General features: G+C 39.6%; 14 protein-coding genes. 6 read left to right on the top strand and 8 right to left on the bottom strand.

Annotated elements, in window-relative coordinates; all coding sequences use genetic code 11:
* Nucleotides 1-36 precede the first annotated feature (36 nt).
* A complete protein-coding gene (locus QUE72_RS01900) occupies nt 37-537 on the bottom strand; it encodes an outer membrane beta-barrel protein (RefSeq protein WP_286271162.1) in 501 nt (166 codons plus the stop codon).
* 138 nt (nt 538-675) lie between these two features.
* On the opposite strand from QUE72_RS01900, the gene QUE72_RS01895 reads away from it, so the two are divergent.
* Nucleotides 676-1170 (top strand): GreA/GreB family elongation factor, encoded by a 495-nt coding sequence (locus QUE72_RS01895; protein WP_286271160.1) that lies wholly within the window; start codon nt 676-678, stop codon nt 1168-1170.
* A 38-nt stretch (nt 1171-1208) separates the two neighbouring features.
* On the opposite strand, the gene QUE72_RS01890 is transcribed toward QUE72_RS01895, so the two are convergent.
* Complete coding sequence (locus tag QUE72_RS01890) at nt 1209-1799, bottom strand: hypothetical protein (RefSeq protein ID WP_074499495.1); 591 nt, start codon at nt 1797-1799, stop codon at nt 1209-1211.
* A gap of 101 nt (nt 1800-1900) precedes the next feature.
* Complete coding sequence (locus QUE72_RS01885; RefSeq protein ID WP_074499496.1) at nt 1901-3286, bottom strand: MFS transporter; 1386 nt, start codon at nt 3284-3286, stop codon at nt 1901-1903.
* Nucleotides 3287-3428: 142 nt separating this feature from the next.
* Here QUE72_RS01885 and uvrA point away from each other — a divergent pair, with 142 nt between their 5' ends.
* The 5 genes from uvrA (at nt 3429) to QUE72_RS01860 (ending at nt 10487) form a co-directional block, all read left to right on the top strand.
* Nucleotides 3429-6251 (top strand): excinuclease ABC subunit UvrA, encoded by a 2823-nt coding sequence (gene uvrA / locus QUE72_RS01880; protein WP_286271159.1) that lies wholly within the window; start codon nt 3429-3431, stop codon nt 6249-6251.
* Between the two features lie 236 nt (nt 6252-6487).
* A complete protein-coding gene (locus QUE72_RS01875; protein WP_074499498.1) occupies nt 6488-7999 on the top strand; it encodes a leucyl aminopeptidase in 1512 nt (503 codons plus the stop codon).
* 235 nt (nt 8000-8234) lie between these two features.
* Nucleotides 8235-8711: a hypothetical protein gene (locus QUE72_RS01870; RefSeq protein WP_286271157.1), complete on the top strand. Its 477-nt coding sequence runs from the start codon at nt 8235-8237 to the stop codon at nt 8709-8711.
* Nucleotides 8712-8950: 239 nt separating this feature from the next.
* Entirely contained in the window at nt 8951-9301 is a 351-nt protein-coding gene (locus tag QUE72_RS01865) for a YciI family protein (RefSeq protein WP_074499500.1), read from the top strand.
* Complete coding sequence (locus QUE72_RS01860) at nt 9267-10487, top strand: RNA polymerase sigma factor (RefSeq protein ID WP_175573135.1); 1221 nt, start codon at nt 9267-9269, stop codon at nt 10485-10487. The genes QUE72_RS01865 and QUE72_RS01860 overlap by 35 nt, the downstream gene beginning before the upstream one ends.
* 178 nt (nt 10488-10665) lie before the next feature.
* On the opposite strand, the gene QUE72_RS01855 is transcribed toward QUE72_RS01860, so the two are convergent.
* From QUE72_RS01855 to rpsL, 5 genes are all read right to left on the bottom strand, one after another.
* Nucleotides 10666-11862, bottom strand: coding sequence for an IS4 family transposase (locus tag QUE72_RS01855; RefSeq protein WP_286271155.1), 1197 nt, complete (start codon nt 11860-11862; stop codon nt 10666-10668).
* A gap of 228 nt (nt 11863-12090) precedes the next feature.
* Nucleotides 12091-13275, bottom strand: coding sequence for an elongation factor Tu (gene tuf / locus QUE72_RS01850; RefSeq protein ID WP_286271148.1), 1185 nt, complete (start codon nt 13273-13275; stop codon nt 12091-12093).
* A gap of 215 nt (nt 13276-13490) precedes the next feature.
* A complete protein-coding gene (gene fusA, locus QUE72_RS01845) occupies nt 13491-15602 on the bottom strand; it encodes an elongation factor G (protein WP_074499549.1) in 2112 nt (703 codons plus the stop codon).
* A gap of 163 nt (nt 15603-15765) precedes the next feature.
* Nucleotides 15766-16239, bottom strand: a complete 474-nt coding sequence (gene rpsG, locus QUE72_RS01840; protein WP_074499548.1) for a 30S ribosomal protein S7 — start codon at nt 16237-16239, stop codon at nt 15766-15768.
* An 84-nt stretch (nt 16240-16323) separates the two neighbouring features.
* Nucleotides 16324-16698, bottom strand: a complete 375-nt coding sequence (gene rpsL / locus QUE72_RS01835; protein WP_074499547.1) for a 30S ribosomal protein S12 — start codon at nt 16696-16698, stop codon at nt 16324-16326.
* Between the last annotated feature and the right edge of the window lie 103 nt (nt 16699-16801).

Raw genomic sequence — 16801 nt, 5'->3', positions numbered from 1 at the left:
TACTGCCTCGTTTAATAGAGGTAATCTCTCAATGCTTTAAAACTTAAAGGTATAACTCACACCTAGCACATCAGTATCATCAAACTGTTGGTAGCTCGCTTCAATCGCTGACTGTTGATTAAACTGATAACCAATACCACCACCATAACCAAACTCCCAATCATCATCAGAAGCTGACTCACCAACAACTGATGCCGAAAGTTTTGCATTACCGTAACTAGGCAGTAAATACGCATACACTTGCTCATTCAGGGCAAACTGCACTTTTACATCGATTGCAACGAAGCGATCTAACTCAATATCAATCGTTGTATTGGCATAGCTAGCACTATCATCTTGAATGCCTATGCCGTATCGTAAGCCTGTGATCAAAGAAAACTTTTCTTCTTTATGTACGTTATAAGCGACTTCACCTACTAACGCCCCAAGGCTGATGTCTTCATTTGATAAATTTGCATAGCCAACGCCGCCAGACCATTCAGCGGAAGCAGTAAAAGCACATAATGAGAATAATGAGGCTAATGTTATTTTTTTCATGGAATATCCTTTATAATTGATTTCTTCCCTTTGTAAACAATATGTTCTACTCAAAAGGACGCGCATTATAATGCCCAAAGCATGGAAAACAATTAAAAAGTTAACATTATTTTTACAAATCACGTTATCGGCTAATAAGTGAGCGACACAGCTTTCCTATGGATATCTCACAGAAAAAAAACAGTTAAGCAAGCATTATTAGTTCAGCTAGCAAATGCTTTAGAAGCAGCAAAGCAGGCGGCTAAAAACGCCCATCTGGCAGCCATTGATGATCAATCAGTGGCTGAAACTCAATATGATACCTTAGCAATAGAAGCTAGTTACCTAGCTGAGGGGCACTCTCGCCGCGTAAACGAACTGTCGTTAGCCATGAGCCAAGTATCAAATTTGATTATTGAACCACATCACACGATAGCAATGGCGTCTTTAATACAACTTGCAAGCCAAGAGCATCACTACTTCATTAGTCCAGCAGGAGGTGGCTTAACGATTAAGGCAGACAATCAAACAACGATTATTATTACGCCTAGCTCCCCGATTGGTGCAGCTCTAATGGGCAAAGAAGAAGGAGATGAAGTGATTGTAAGTATTGGCGAAAACAACATGCATGATGAAATCATCAGCATAGTGTAATGACCATTATTCAATCACTCATCCAAGAAATACTATGATTATTCGCCAGTCGCAGCAAAAGTTAAGCTGCCATTTCCAACAATAACGGTAAACTCATTTTGTAAAAAATTTTCTTCTGTTGGACAATTATTCACTTGTGCTTTTAGTTGTAGTTTTCCAACGATTAAATGCTGATAAATGCCTGAACCGTTAACAAAATTAATATGCTCGATACCTGCTAAAGGAACACCGTTGCTACAGTATGCATCACCTTGTTCAGGTATTAAATAATCTCCATGCGAATATAGCGTGCCTGATTTATCTTGGTTAACCAGCGTATGGTTTAATGTGTGAGTTGACATATCCATCACGCCAGTAAATTCGCCTTTGATCACTAATCGTTTTCTAATGCGTTTTTTATCTTCTTTTGACAGGTCTTTCCAACCTTCACGTTTAAGTACCAACTTATATTTGCCGACTTGTCTAGGAGATTCTCCCATCGTTAAGCGGCTTACTTCCCTTGATGTACTATGGCCTGATACGGCAAGATACGTACCTTCTAATACACCCGTAAGTCTATCGGCTAATGCTGAAAACGAACTGAAAGTAATACAAAAAAGGCAGGTAATAAATAAAGATTTATAGGACATGACAACTCCTTGTTTTATTAATGTTATTCTGCTTCCTATTTGCAGTTACCTAACGGTACTGGATAACGAAAAATAAAACAAGAGTGAATATTACAATAGAACTAAACGCTTTCTTTCTTAATGGGTGATTTCAACAATAATTTTATCTGCGCTAAATCTGCGATTTTATCGTCAATTTTCAAGTAAGCTACAGATTCAGAGTGCACTAAGGTAGCTTCAATAACCCCTGGGGAAACGACTAACTGGTTAACAACATCATTCGCTTCTTGTTCATTTGTTATCGTGGTAGAAAAGCTATAACTTTTTGATTTTTTAAGTGGTTTCATACCAATCGCAGCAATGAACCATAAAAGGCTAAAGCTAGCCATTATAAGAAAAATCATCGATTCACCAAAAGTTACAGCGATAGCTCCACCTAACAGCCCACCGGTAAAAGCCCCAAAAAATTGGCTACTCGAATATACGCCCATCACGCTACCCTTTTGGCCTGCAGGTGCGATACGAGATAATAACGATGGCATGGTCGCCTCTAAATAATTAAAGGCGGTGAAAAACAGCACTACTAGCACTGTTAGAGTTACTAATGTTAAAGGTAAATACCAAAAAAACAGTAAAGATGCGCTTAACAATAAAACTGCACTCGCGAACATCTGTTTTTCTTTTTGCTTTCTAATAGCGAAGATCATAAACGGGACCATTAACAAGAACGAACCAAGTAGCGCCGGTAAATACAATTGCCAATGATCTTCTAACATTAACCCTGCTTGCACAAATTGTTTTGGTAATGTGACAAAACACGCTGTAAGTGCCATGTGCAAAATAAACACGCCAAGGTTTAATCGAAATAACTGAGGTTCACGTATGATTTTGCCTAGTTGCGCGGGTAAAGCAACATTATCTCCACGAGGCGCTTTGTTGACGGAAAACGGAACAATAAATTGGATCATCAACATGGCCGCAATTGTTAATAAAGCAATAAACCAAAATAGCCCAGACAAACCAAAAGATTCAGCCACAATAGGCCCTACAATCATCGCAGCGGTAAAAGATAAACCAATAAACATGCCGATGGTGGCCATTACTTTAGGACGCTGCTCTTCTCGAGTTAAATCAGCCGCTAATGCCAATACTGCGCTAGCAATCGCCCCCATGCCTTGCAATGCTCGCCCTAATACAACGCCATAGATGGTCTCTGACATTGCAGCAACAATACTACCCAGTAAAAACACCAACAAACCACCAAGTATCACCGGCTTTCGGCCAAATTTATCTGATAGCATGCCCATCGGTATTTGTAATAACGCTTGTGTTAAGCCATAAGCGCCTATCGCTAGGCCAATCCAAATTGGACTAAAACCGACTAACTGTTCACCATAAATTGCAAAAACAGGTAGGATCATAAAAAGGCCTAACATGCGCAAGCCAAACACAGCAGCTAATGAAAAAGCGGCTTTTTTCTCAATCTGATTTAATCCTGAGTGACCCATATTTACAACAAACTACCTGACTAGCTAACGAAAACCGCGCTAGTTTACCACGGCTATTCACGTAACAAAAATGGATATTATTAATGCAGTTCACCTGCAAGTTATGCCATAATGTTTGGCTGCGATTTACTGTTGGAACATTATGAGAAAAATAGAAGTTCGTGGTGCACGTACCCATAATTTGAAGAATATCAGTTTAGATCTACCAAGAGATAAACTTATCGTCATTACAGGCCTTTCAGGCTCTGGTAAGTCATCATTAGCCTTTGACACTTTATATGCTGAAGGTCAGCGACGCTATGTTGAGTCATTATCAGCCTATGCGCGTCAGTTTCTCTCGTTGATGGAAAAGCCCGATGTTGATCATATTGAAGGTTTGTCACCCGCTATATCAATAGAACAAAAATCAACCTCGCACAATCCACGCTCAACAGTCGGTACCATCACTGAAATATATGATTATCTACGGTTGCTCTTCGCTCGTGTAGGTGATCCTCGTTGCCCTACTCATCATCAACCTTTGTCAGCACAAACTGTTTCGCAAATGGTAGATAAGGTACTTGCTTTAGAAGAAGGCACAAAAGTGATGGTTCTTGCTCCTGTGTTACAAAACAGGAAAGGTGAACATGTAAAGCTATTAGATAATCTCGCAGCACAAGGCTATATTCGAGCGCGAATAGACGGTGAAGTTTGCGACTTATCTGATCCACCCACGCTAGAATTGCATAAGAAGCACACCATTGAAGTGGTAGTTGACCGATTAAAAGTGCGCGAAGATATTCAGTTACGCTTATCCGAGTCTTTTGAAACCGCATTAGGGTTAACCGCTGGCACGGCAAAAGTCGCCTTTATGGATGAACCTGACAAAGAAGAACTGTTATTTTCTGCCAACTTTGCCTGTCCACATTGTGGCTATAGCATGCAAGAATTAGAGCCGAGACTTTTTTCGTTCAATAACCCTGCGGGTGCATGTCAAACCTGTGATGGCCTAGGCACACAACAATTTTTTGATGCTAACCGAGTTATTACTAACCCTGAATTAAGCTTATCTGGCGGTGCAATTAGAGGTTGGGACAAACGAAACTTCTATTATTTTCAAATGCTACAAGCACTTGCTGAACACTATAAGTTTGCAGTAGACGCACCTTTTCAATCTCTCAGTAAAAAGCACCAAGATATCGTGCTTCGAGGTAGCGGCAACGAACAAATTGAATTTAAGTACATGAACGATCGCGGCGATATTGTTATTCGAAAACATCCTTTCGAAGGTATTCTCAATAATATGGATCGTCGATACCGTGAAACGGAATCAAACGCAGTTCGTGAAGAGTTAACAAAATACTTAAACAGTCAACATTGCCCTGATTGTGATGGTTCACGTTTGCGCTTAGAAGCAAGAAATGTATTTATCGACAATACGCCACTGCATCACATTACTGAAAAATCAACTGCAGACGCATTGGCTTTTTTCCAAGGACTACACTTAACCGGTCAAAAAGGTCAAATTGCTGAAAAGATCCTCAAAGAAATTAATGATCGCTTAGGCTTTCTTGTTAATGTTGGTTTAAATTATTTAAACCTTTCACGGGGTGCTGATACACTATCAGGCGGCGAGGCACAACGCATTCGCTTAGCGAGTCAAATAGGCGCAGGTTTAGTCGGCGTCATGTATGTGCTTGATGAACCCTCCATCGGCTTACATCAACGCGATAATGAGCGTTTATTAGGTACACTGATACACTTACGAGACCTAGGCAACACGGTTATTGTTGTAGAACATGATGAAGACGCCATACGAGCAGCAGATCATGTCATTGATATTGGCCCTGGGGCTGGTGTACACGGTGGTAATATAATCGCTTCTGGTACAGTTGATGATATTTTAGCCAGCGAAGAGTCATTAACAGGTAAATATTTATCTGGTAAAGAAAAAATAGATATTCCAAAAAAGCGCACTCCTTTTGATAAAACACAAGTTGTATCATTGCTAGGCGCTAGCGGTAATAACTTACAAAATGTTGATCTTACCATTCCTATTGGCTTGATGACTTGTGTGACAGGTGTTTCCGGTTCAGGTAAATCTACCTTAATCAACGACACCTTATATAAATTAGCTCATACAGAACTAAACGGAGCAACAACATCTGAACCTTCACCTTATCAATCAATTAGCGGTTTAGAGTTATTGGATAAAGTGATTGATATTGACCAAAGTCCTATTGGTCGTACACCGCGTTCAAACCCTGCAACCTATACCGGTATTTTCACCAATGTTCGCGATATTTTTGCTGGCACGCAAGAAGCACGCTCACGCGGTTATAAACCAGGTCGATTTAGCTTTAATGTCAAAGGCGGTCGTTGTGAAGCCTGTCAGGGTGATGGCGTAATAAAAGTAGAAATGCACTTTTTACCTGACGTATATGTACCTTGTGACGTTTGTAAAGGTGAGCGTTACAACCGCGAAACGTTAGAAGTCAAATATAAAGGCAAGAATATTCACGAAGTATTAGATATGACCATTGAAGATGCGTTTGAATTTTTTTCTGCCATCCCTGCCGTTAAACGTAAATTACACACATTAATGGACGTAGGATTAAGTTACATAAAATTAGGCCAATCAGCCACTACACTTTCAGGTGGTGAAGCACAACGGGTGAAACTTTCAAAAGAGCTGTCTAAACGTGATACGGGTAGTACACTGTATATTTTAGATGAACCAACCACGGGGCTGCATTTCCACGATATCAAAAAACTGCTCGAAGTCATACACCGTTTAAGAGATCACGGTAATACTATTGTGGTCATCGAGCACAACCTTGATGTGGTTAAAACTGCAGATTGGATAGTAGACCTTGGTCCAGAAGGCGGCTCTGGCGGCGGTGAGATACTGACAACAGGAACACCAGAAGAGGTTGCTAAACATAAAACCTCACATACTGCCCGTTTTCTTAAACAGCTTGTTTAGCGATTAATGTAATCGCTAAAACCCTAAAAAGCGAGCCTTGCTCGCTTTTTATCAATAAACAAACACTCTATTCTTGAAACACTTTTTTGATTTGGCTGGTAATACTTACAACGAACATCAAACTATCGTGAATAACCACATGTTTATCGCATCTAACCCATCTACTAATTCAAGCTTAGATAGAATATTATCATTAAAACTCACAGATAAATAACCATTAATAACAAGGACATTTTATGCCAACTAAACTGACTAAATTAGCTTTTAGCCTATCATTATTAGGTGCTTCTGCCATTACAAGTGCAGAGTCTTTTACTTTTGAAACAACCGTTAAACAGTCAACCGATACATTAGTTGTATTTCATGCTAAAGATTCTGCAACCAGTTCTTTTCAGGCATTCAATTCACAAACTAACGGTCAACTAGAAAAAGCAATTGCCGCAGCTGATTTTTCAGGTGATTATGGCTCCATGGTGGAAATTTTAGCGCCTACTAACCTTGATTTCCAACGTGTTATTGTCGTTGGCACTGGCGATAAAGCCTTATCTAAAGACAAAGCAACCAAACTTGGTGGTAATTTATCAGGTAAGTTAGAACAAAAACACATCAAAACCATCACTGTTGCCGCAGATAATGTAGGTGAGAACAATGCAGAAACTGCCGCCCTTATTGCTCATGGCATTAGTCTTAGAGCTTATCGCTTTGACGAATACCGTAAAGAAAAACGCCAAGAAAAATCTTTCTATTTTGACGTAAATAACGGTAGTGACACAACAAAAGCATATAAGCCATTAAGCAACATAGAATCGGGTGTATTTTTGGCTCGTGACTTAACCAGTGAAACCGCAACAGAGTTAACGCCAGTAGACTTTGTAAAAGAAGCGAAGAAGCTTAAAAAGCTAGGTGTAAAAGTTACTGTACTTGACCCTAAAGAGATTAAAAAACTTGGTATGGGTGCCTTAGAAGCTGTAGGCCGTGGAAGTATAGACGGTTCTCGTTTAGTTATCGCACATTATAAGAACAGCAACGATGCACCAATTGCTATAGCAGGTAAAGGTATCACCTTTGATTCCGGTGGTTATAATATAAAAACTCACAGTTCTATTGCACACATGAAAGTTGATATGGCTGGTGCTGCTGCAGCTCTAGGTACAGTAAAAGCATTAGCATTAAACGAAGAAAAAGTTAACGTTGTAGCCATTATGGCAATGGCTGCCAATATGGTTTCTGAAAACTCAGTAGCACCTGGCGATGTTTTACGTACTGCTGAAGGTCTAACAGTAGAGATCACAAATACTGATGCCGAAGGCCGTTTAGTACTTTCTGATGCGCTTTGGTATGCACGAGAGAAATATAATCCAAGTATTTTGGTTGATTTAGCTACATTAACAGGTTCAAAGGTTCGTGCTGTGGGTAATGATTATGCCGCGGTATTTTCTGAAGACGATGAACTAGTTAAACAACTTACCTTTGCTGGTAAGCAAGTCAATGAAAACTTATGGCGCTTGCCGCTAGGCTATGGCGATATGTTAAAAAGTAATATTGCTGATTTAAGAAATACAGGCACAGGTGGTCCAGGTGCAACAACTGCTGCTACGTTCTTACAACACTTCACCGGTGATGTAAAATGGGCTCACATTGATATTGCGGGTAACGCGTTAGCATCATCTAATAAAGGTGAAGTACCAAAAGGTGGCACAGGCTACGGCGTGCGTTTATTATCTGAATGGATTTTAAACAACCAATAAAGTTTTTGTTTGTTCCGCTAACAAGAGCACTTCGGTGCTCTTTTTTTGTTTTGTTGAAAACTACGAAATGGTTAGTTGACTTATTCATTAATGGTTTGTAGGTTAAAAAGTGCGCACTAAATGTTTTAAAAATAAAAATCAATTATACCAACAGGTATAAGTTACTTTAATTGCATGTTGGCAATCAACCAAGAAACCTGTAAGGCCATCTATAAAAACGTAAAAGGATTTAATTATGAAACAATTATCTACACTACTATTGATATTATTTTTTAGCTTCAACTCAGTACAGGCCAATAACATTAAAGTGCCAATGCAAGAACTTAATAATATTTATGCATTACAAGAGGATCGACAAAAGCCCAGTTTTCCTGCGTTATTTATTTACGACACGCAAAATGAACGTTATTTAACACAACAAGAAGTATTAAATTACCTAAGAATTGCTACAGAAATAGAATTTACCGATGATACTTTGGCATTCATTAGGCTTTATGCAAAGCCCGTCATCAAGCGAAATGTTTCAATTGAGCAAATATCTAACGTCACCAATGCAATTGAATTTAACACACCTTATGTGGCTTTTTATCACAATATCACGAATGCTATGTGGAAACGCGCCGATGAAGGAGATAAGTATATTCGAGGACAATCGAGATTAATTGAAATACTGGAATCGGCCGACAATATACAAGTTTATACATTCATGTAAGATTAAAGGGGTCAGGTACATTATTGTTAATTGTACCTGACCCCTTTAATCTAAAAGTCAAAAAATACAAACCGACTGAATACAACGCGCACAGCAATAAACGAAATAGACTAATAACAATAAGTAGTCGCTCGTTGTAAATTATTTTTAATTCAAGTGTCGGAAATTTGTTTATTCGAACGTCTTATAAGGGAAGCTAGATAATAATCTAGTCACTATCTAATAATAAGGAGTGTAAAATGCAATATTTATGTTTAATCTTTGAGGCCGAGTCACTTGCTTCTCAGCGCGATGATCAAGCCAACCAAGCACTGTTTGCAGACTATCATAAATTTACAGAAGAGATTGAAGCAACTGGCAACCACATCGGTGGTGAAGCGTTAATGCCAACCGAAACAGCAACAACTGTTCGGGTAAGAAATGGAGAAACCCTTCTTACCGACGGACCATTTGCTGAAACAAAAGAGCAATTAGGCGGTTATTACCTTATAGAAGCGGCTTCTTTAGATGAAGCTGTAGAGATTGCTTCCCGGATCCCATCCGCGAAAGATGGCTGTGTTGAAGTTAGGCCAATTATGGTTATTGAATAATTTGATAATACAAGAATGTATCACCACTGCCTACGGAACCGCATTAGCTGTTCTCGTTAGGCAGTTAGGTGATCTTGATCAAGCACAAGACTCTCTTCAGCATGCATGTGAGAAAGCACTTACCCACTGGAAGGATTCAATACCTAACAACCCTAAGGCTTGGTTAATAAGTGCAGCCAAAAATTTTGCTATTGACTCTTGGCGAAAACAAAATAGATTTGAACCGCATCGTTCAAGCGTAACATTCACCATTGAACAAGCGTATAATTTCGAAGATGCGACCTTAAGCCTTATTTTTACATGTTGTCATCCTACTATTGCGATTGACAATCAAGTGGCTTTAACGCTCAAGTTTGTTTTTGGATTTGATGACAAAACAATTGCTTCAGCTTTACTCATTCCACATAAGACACTTGAACAACGAGTTACTAGATCAAAAAGGAAAATCAAGAATAATAATTTTGATTTTAGCTTACCCTCAGCTAAACATTTAGAAGCAAGAATTTCTGGTGTTTTAAAAGTGATTTATCTGGTATTTAACGAAGGTTATTATTCAAATTCTGGCTCCAAATCTTTTGTTAGTTTACTATGCAAACAAGCAATCGATTTATTATCGTCATTATGTAGAACATTTCGTGGCAAGCCCAATGCACTTGCTTTACTAGCTTTAATGACTTTTTCTTATGCTAGAATACCAGCAAGAAATGAACACCATTTTATCTCATTAGAAATTCAAGATCGCTCCTTGTGGAATAAAAAGCTCATTAACAATGCTGATATTTTATTACAGAAATCACTGATGTTCGGTACGGTATCAAGTTACCATATTGAAGCAGCCATTTCAGGCCTTCACTGTCAATCATCGAACTTTCAAAACACAGACTGGCAACAAATCTCGTTACTATACTTAAAGCTCAGAGAATATAATCAATCACCGGCAGTTGTCGTTAATCATGCTGCCGCATTATTAATGAATAAGGAAGTCAATAAGGCTAAAATCCAATTAGCTTCGATAGAGCAACTAATGAAAAATTATTTGCCATATTATATGGTTTTAGGAAAATCCTTTGAGCTTGAACATAATGCAACACAAGCGATAAACGCTTATCACAACGCTTTAAAACTTAGTAAAAACCGGATCGAACGTCAACTCATTATAGATAAGATAACTAGGCTAAATGCCTAAAAACATCCCAATTAATACTCTATTCTTTACCTACTTCCATATCACAGCTATTTATTGATCAAAATAATAGCGAATGGATTTTTTAGAAATTAAAGGGGTCAGGTACATTATAAGTGACTGAAGCATCAATGGAAAAGTTATATTAATTGTACCTGACCCTGTGTGATCCCCACTAATTCTATAAAGTATCAAAGGAATGTGCTCCTCCAGTTAAATGCAATTGCTTAATTGCCGTGAGAAGCTCGAGATATGAGAGCTTCTCATATCGATTTGCCATGACTCTTAAGCCAATAAAGTGAAGTGATAGTACATTCTTATTCTTTAAGCTATTTGCCTGATATTGATGGTGTTTATACGCTTTTTTAGCCGCTAATCCGATGGCCATCAGTAACCAATGAGCTAATGTTGTCAGTAAGATAAGAATAGCCAGCCTATTGGTGTTGTATGTTCTATTATATTCAAACCCTTGCCCAAACTGATGACTTTTCATATCCCTAAAACCTTCTTCTATTTCCATGCGCAGACCATATATTCTCGTCGTACGTCGAGCAAGTTGCTTTGTTTGAGGCAGTGATGTAGCGAGCAACCATGGGTCATTAGCTGATTTTCTATAAACCTTATTGGTTTTAGAAAGCCTTTTCTTACCTGAATGATTCAGCGATTGTCGACCTTTGCTCTTTTGCTTATAAAGCAGTAATCTGCAGGCTAATTGATTACTTCTCGCAATTGCTCCGTTAAACGACTTAGGACAGCCTGTGGCTTTAGCGTATAAGTGAGTAATACATTGCCATACTTTGTCATCGATACTATAAAAGTTGGGCAAACGTACTCGCCCAACAAAGTCCCATCCATGCGCTAAAACGGCCCGAAACCAAGGTGTTTTAAAGCCAGCATCAGTGACGATAATTGGTTTACTTGTATCGGCTAATATTTTAGCTAAGTTTGTTAAAAACTGTTGATGAGTCCTAGGTTTCTCTTTCGTTTTAACACTATGCACTTCTTCGTACAAACAAATTCCACGACCATGTGATGCAAGCGTTGCTCGAAGTAAAAAGTGTCCTTTATGTTCATCTAAGTCAGACCAATCTACTAAAATAATAGGACGCATCGCTTTACCTATCGTGAATTTAGCTAAAGATTGATATATCGAAAATGCTTCTCGTTGCAAATGCGTATTGGATAACAGCCTATCTGCTCGTTTTATTCTGTGCTTTTCTTTTGCTTTCGAGTTAATGCCTCGGCCAAGATTAGTCACTGTTGCATTTGCGCCCATTAATAGGCTTTCAAGTGATAAAACTAAAGAAGTTCGTCGTCTAGCGTGCATTTTAAGGGTGACAAGAGTGAGGGTTTTCTTCAATATAGGGAGCGCATTCATGGTGTTTCCGGTTGGTTATTTTTGTTTGGCGATAGATCTGATCACCAAACACCATGAATGTTCCCTTCGGTTCAAATTATTTCATTGATATGTAAGAATTATTTGTGGGGATAGCTCAGTACCTGACCCCTTTAATCTCGGAACTCCGTGAAGCTGCCAGAACTTAAATGCAAAAAAGGCCGCTGACGCGACCTTTTTTAGGTGTTCGATGTGAACTAGATATCGATATTAGTCGATGATCTTAGAAACAACACCAGCACCTACTGTACGACCACCTTCACGGATTGCGAAGCGTAAACCTTCGTCCATCGCGATTGGGTTGATTAGCTCTACTACAAACTTTAAGTTGTCGCCTGGCATTACCATTTCTACACCTTCAGGTAACTCTACTGCACCTGTGATGTCTGTCGTACGGAAGTAAAACTGTGGACGGTAGCCTTTGAAGAATGGCGTGTGACGACCACCTTCATCTTTCGTCAATACATATACTTCTGATTCGAACTTAGTATGTGGGTTGATTGAACCCGGCTTCGCTAGTACTTGACCACGTTGTACTTCATCACGCTTAGTTCCACGTAATAATACACCACAGTTCTCACCTGCACGACCTTCGTCAAGCAACTTACGGAACATTTCTACACCTGTACAAGTCGTTGTTGTTGTATCTTTGATACCAACAATCTCTACGTCATCACCTACTTTGATGATACCACGCTCTACACGACCTGTTACTACCGTACCACGACCTTGAATTGAGAATACATCTTCAATTGGAAGAATGAAGTCACCGTCAATTGCACGCTCTGGCTCTGGAATGTAAGTATCTAATTGCTCTGCAAGCTCTAAGATTTTCTCTTCCCATTGCGCTTCGCCGTTCAATGCACCTAATGCTGAACCTTGGATGATTGGTAAATCATCGCCTGGGAAGTCATATTCTGAAAGAAGTTCACGAACTTCCATCTCTACTAATTCTAATAACTCTTCGTCGTCTACCATGTCACATTTGTTCATGAATACGATGATGTAAGGTACACCAACCTGACGAGAAAGAAGGATGTGCTCACGTGTTTGTGGCATTGGACCATCTGTTGCTGCTACTACTAAGATAGCACCATCCATTTGAGCCGCACCTGTGATCATGTTCTTTACATAATCCGCGTGACCTGGGCAATCTACGTGCGCATAGTGACGTGATGCTGTGTCATACTCAATGTGAGACGTATTGATCGTGATACCACGCTCACGCTCTTCTGGTGCGTTATCGATTTGTGCGAAATCGCGTAAATCACCACCGTGAGTTTTTGTTAATACTGCTGAGATAGCAGCAGTTAGAGTTGTTTTACCGTGGTCAACGTGACCGATAGTACCAACGTTAACGTGCGGTTTCGAACGTTCAAATTTTTCTTTAGCCATTTTAAAATTACCTTAAAAGAAAGTACTTACATTTAAATTTAATATTTTGTTCTCTCAGCGAGAGTAAAAGACACAAAGTTAAGGTGCTAGATTGTAGGCAAGACGGACGGTCTTGTCAAAAAATGAGCAAACTTTATGTCCTATCACAAACTCACTGGGAGCTTGTCGTATTATGAATAGCCGAAATTCGACTACTCAAATTTCTTATCCAATGACTAAACAACGCCTCCGCGCCCTTCAATAATTGAATTTGCCACCGCTTTAGGCGCTTCTGCATATTGCTTAAACTCCATAGAGTAAGAAGCTCGCCCTTGGGTTGCACTGCGTAAATCGGTTGCATAACCAAACATTTCGGCAAGTGGCACTGAAGCATTAACAACTTTGAGTCCAGCTGGGCCTTCATCCATACCATCAATAATGCCACGGCGACGATTTAAATCACCTACCACATCACCCATGTTTTCTTCTGGAGTAATAACTTCAACTTTCATCATTGGTTCAAGCATCACAGGGTTTGCTTCTAAAGCCCCTGTTCTGAAACCAATAGAACCAGCTACTTTAAACGCCATCTCATTTGAGTCAACGTCATGGAATGAACCATCATATAGCGTAACTTTTACGTCTAACATTGGAAAACCAGCTAGTACACCAGCATCCATTTGTTCTTTACAGCCTTTTTCAACTGCAGGAATATATTCTTTAGGTACAGCGCCGCCAACTATTTCGTTAACAAACTCAAAACCTGCACCTTCTTCTTGAGGTTCCATTCTAAGCCAAACATGGCCGTATTGACCTTTACCACCTGATTGGCGAACAAACTTACCTTCCACTTCAACTTGCTTGCGAATTGTTTCTCGATAAGAAACTTGCGGTTTACCCACATTACAATCGACACTAAATTCACGCTTCATGCGATCAACAATGATGTCTAAATGTAGTTCACCCATACCAGAAATAATGGTTTGACCGGTTTCATCGTCAGTTTCAACTCTAAATGAAGGATCTTCTGCCGCTAGCTTAGAAAGCGCTACACCCATCTTTTCTTGATCGGCTTTTGTTTTCGGCTCTACTGCTATCGAGATTACCGGCTCAGGAAACTCCATACGCTCTAACGTGATCACATTAGCAGTATCACAAAGCGTATCACCTGTCGTTACATCTTTTAATCCAATCGCGGCCGCTATATCACCTGCACGAACTTCTTTAATTTCTTTTCGATCGTTCGAGTGCATTTGCACAATACGACCAAAGCGTTCTTTTTTACCTTTTACCGGATTAAAAACACTATCTCCGGTTTTTACCACACCAGAATACACACGGAAGAATGTTAACGTACCAACAAACGGATCAGTTGCAATTTTAAACGCTAGTGCAGCAAACGGTGCATTATCATCTGCTTCACGTGTACCTTCTGATTCTTGCTTGTCGTTATTGATACCAGTAATTGCTTGTACTTCTGTAGGTGATGGTAAAAATTCAACAACATAATCGAGTACTGCCTGAACACCTTTATTTTTAAAAGCACTTCCGCAGGCGGTTAATACAACTTCATTAGCAAGCGTACGCTGACGAAGAGCTTGTTTAATTTCTTGTTCAGATAAATCACCTTCTTCAAGGTATTTTTCCATCAAATCATCATTTGCTTCAGCGGCTTCTGAGACTAAATTTTCACGCCACTCTTCTGCAAGCGCTTGCATGTCAGCAGGAATTTCTTCATATGTGAAGGTCATGCCGTGGTCAGCTTCATTCCAATTTATTGCCTTCATTTTTATCAGATCAACAACACCGGCAAAATCTTCTTCAGAGCCAATCGCTAGCTGAATTGGCACCGCGTTTGCGCCTAGGCGATCTTTCATTTGCTGTACAACAGATAAGAAATCAGCGCCCATTCGGTCCATTTTATTAACGAAAACCATACGCGGAACTGCGTATCGTTCCATTTGTCGCCAAACGGTCTCTGTTTGAGGTTGTACACCAGATGAGCCACACAGCACTAATACAGCACCATCTAACACACGCAATGAACGCTCTACTTCAATAGTGAAATCAACGTGGCCAGGGGTATCTATAATATTGATTCGATGCTCATCAAACTGTGCATCCATCCCTTTCCAAAAACATGTAGTAGCCGCAGAAGTAATCGTGATGCCACGTTCCTGCTCTTGCTCCATCCAGTCCATTGTTGCAGCACCGTCATGTACTTCACCAATTTTATGTGAGAGCCCCGTGTAAAAAAGTACACGTTCTGTTGTTGTCGTTTTACCTGCATCTACGTGAGCACAGATACCAATATTTCGGTAACGCTCTATAGGTGTTGTACGAGCCACTAATGTATTCCTCTAATCTTTAAAAGATATATTCAAATAATTTCAAATGTCTAGTTATCTACGACTGACACTAAAAGTATTTAACTATAGCCTAGTGTAGAAAAGCGTAGTTACTACTTTATGAAAGTAAGTAACTACGCTGTTCATTTTTTTACTATCGTGATTACCAGCGATAGTGAGCGAACGCTTTGTTCGCTTCGGCCATACGGTGAACGTCTTCACGTTTCTTAACCGCTGAACCTTTGCTATCAGATGCATCTAACATCTCGTTAGCAAGGCGTTGAGCCATTGATTTTTCACCACGTTTACGAGCTGCTTCAACTAACCAACGCATGGCTAGCGCATTACGACGAACTGGACGAACTTCAACAGGCACTTGGTAAGTTGAACCACCAACACGACGAGATTTCACCTCTACTTGAGGACGAATGTTATCTAGCGCTTCTTCGAAAAGCTCTAAATGTTCTTTCTCGTTGTTTTTTTCTGCTAAAAGATCTAGTGCATCATATACGATTTTTTCTGCAACAGCTTTTTTACCATCAACCATAAGAATGTTGATGAATTTTGCTAATAGTTCATTTGCGAACTTCGGGTCTGGCAATATTTTACGTTGCCCAACGACGCGTCTTCTTGGCATTTTAAATTCTCCGATATAGCTTCAGGATATTCCCAAAACAATTAAAAATTAAAAGTTAGTTTGGCCTTACTTGACGGAGAACCGTTAAGATTTAGGGCGCTTAGCACCGTACTTAGAACGGCCTTGTCTACGATCGTTAACACCTGAACAATCAAGTGCGCCACGAACGGTATGATAACGTACACCAGGTAAGTCTTTAACACGACCACCACGGATTAAGATAACGCTATGCTCTTGTAAGTTGTGACCTTCACCACCGATGTAAGAAGTAACTTCGTAGCCGTTAGTTAAACGAACACGAGCAACTTTACGTAGTGCTGAGTTAGGTTTTTTAGGCGTAGTAGTATATACGCGAGTACATACACCACGACGTTGTGGACAAGCTTGTAACGCTGGAACGTTACTTTTTTGTACTTGTCTGACACGTGGTTTACGTACCAATTGGTTAATAGTTGCCATTATAGCTCCTGATTAATTAAAACATTGTGATACCAATGATTTTCATCACTGTATTCACTCTCTTAAACGTGTAAAATCAACCCTTAAACTCATAAGCTATTTC

This window comes from Thalassotalea hakodatensis (genome assembly GCF_030295995.1).
GTDB classification, from domain to species: domain Bacteria; phylum Pseudomonadota; class Gammaproteobacteria; order Enterobacterales; family Alteromonadaceae; genus Thalassotalea_C; species Thalassotalea_C hakodatensis.
Note: the sequence above shows the minus strand (reverse complement) of the source record. Positions and strands in the feature narration are given on the sequence as shown.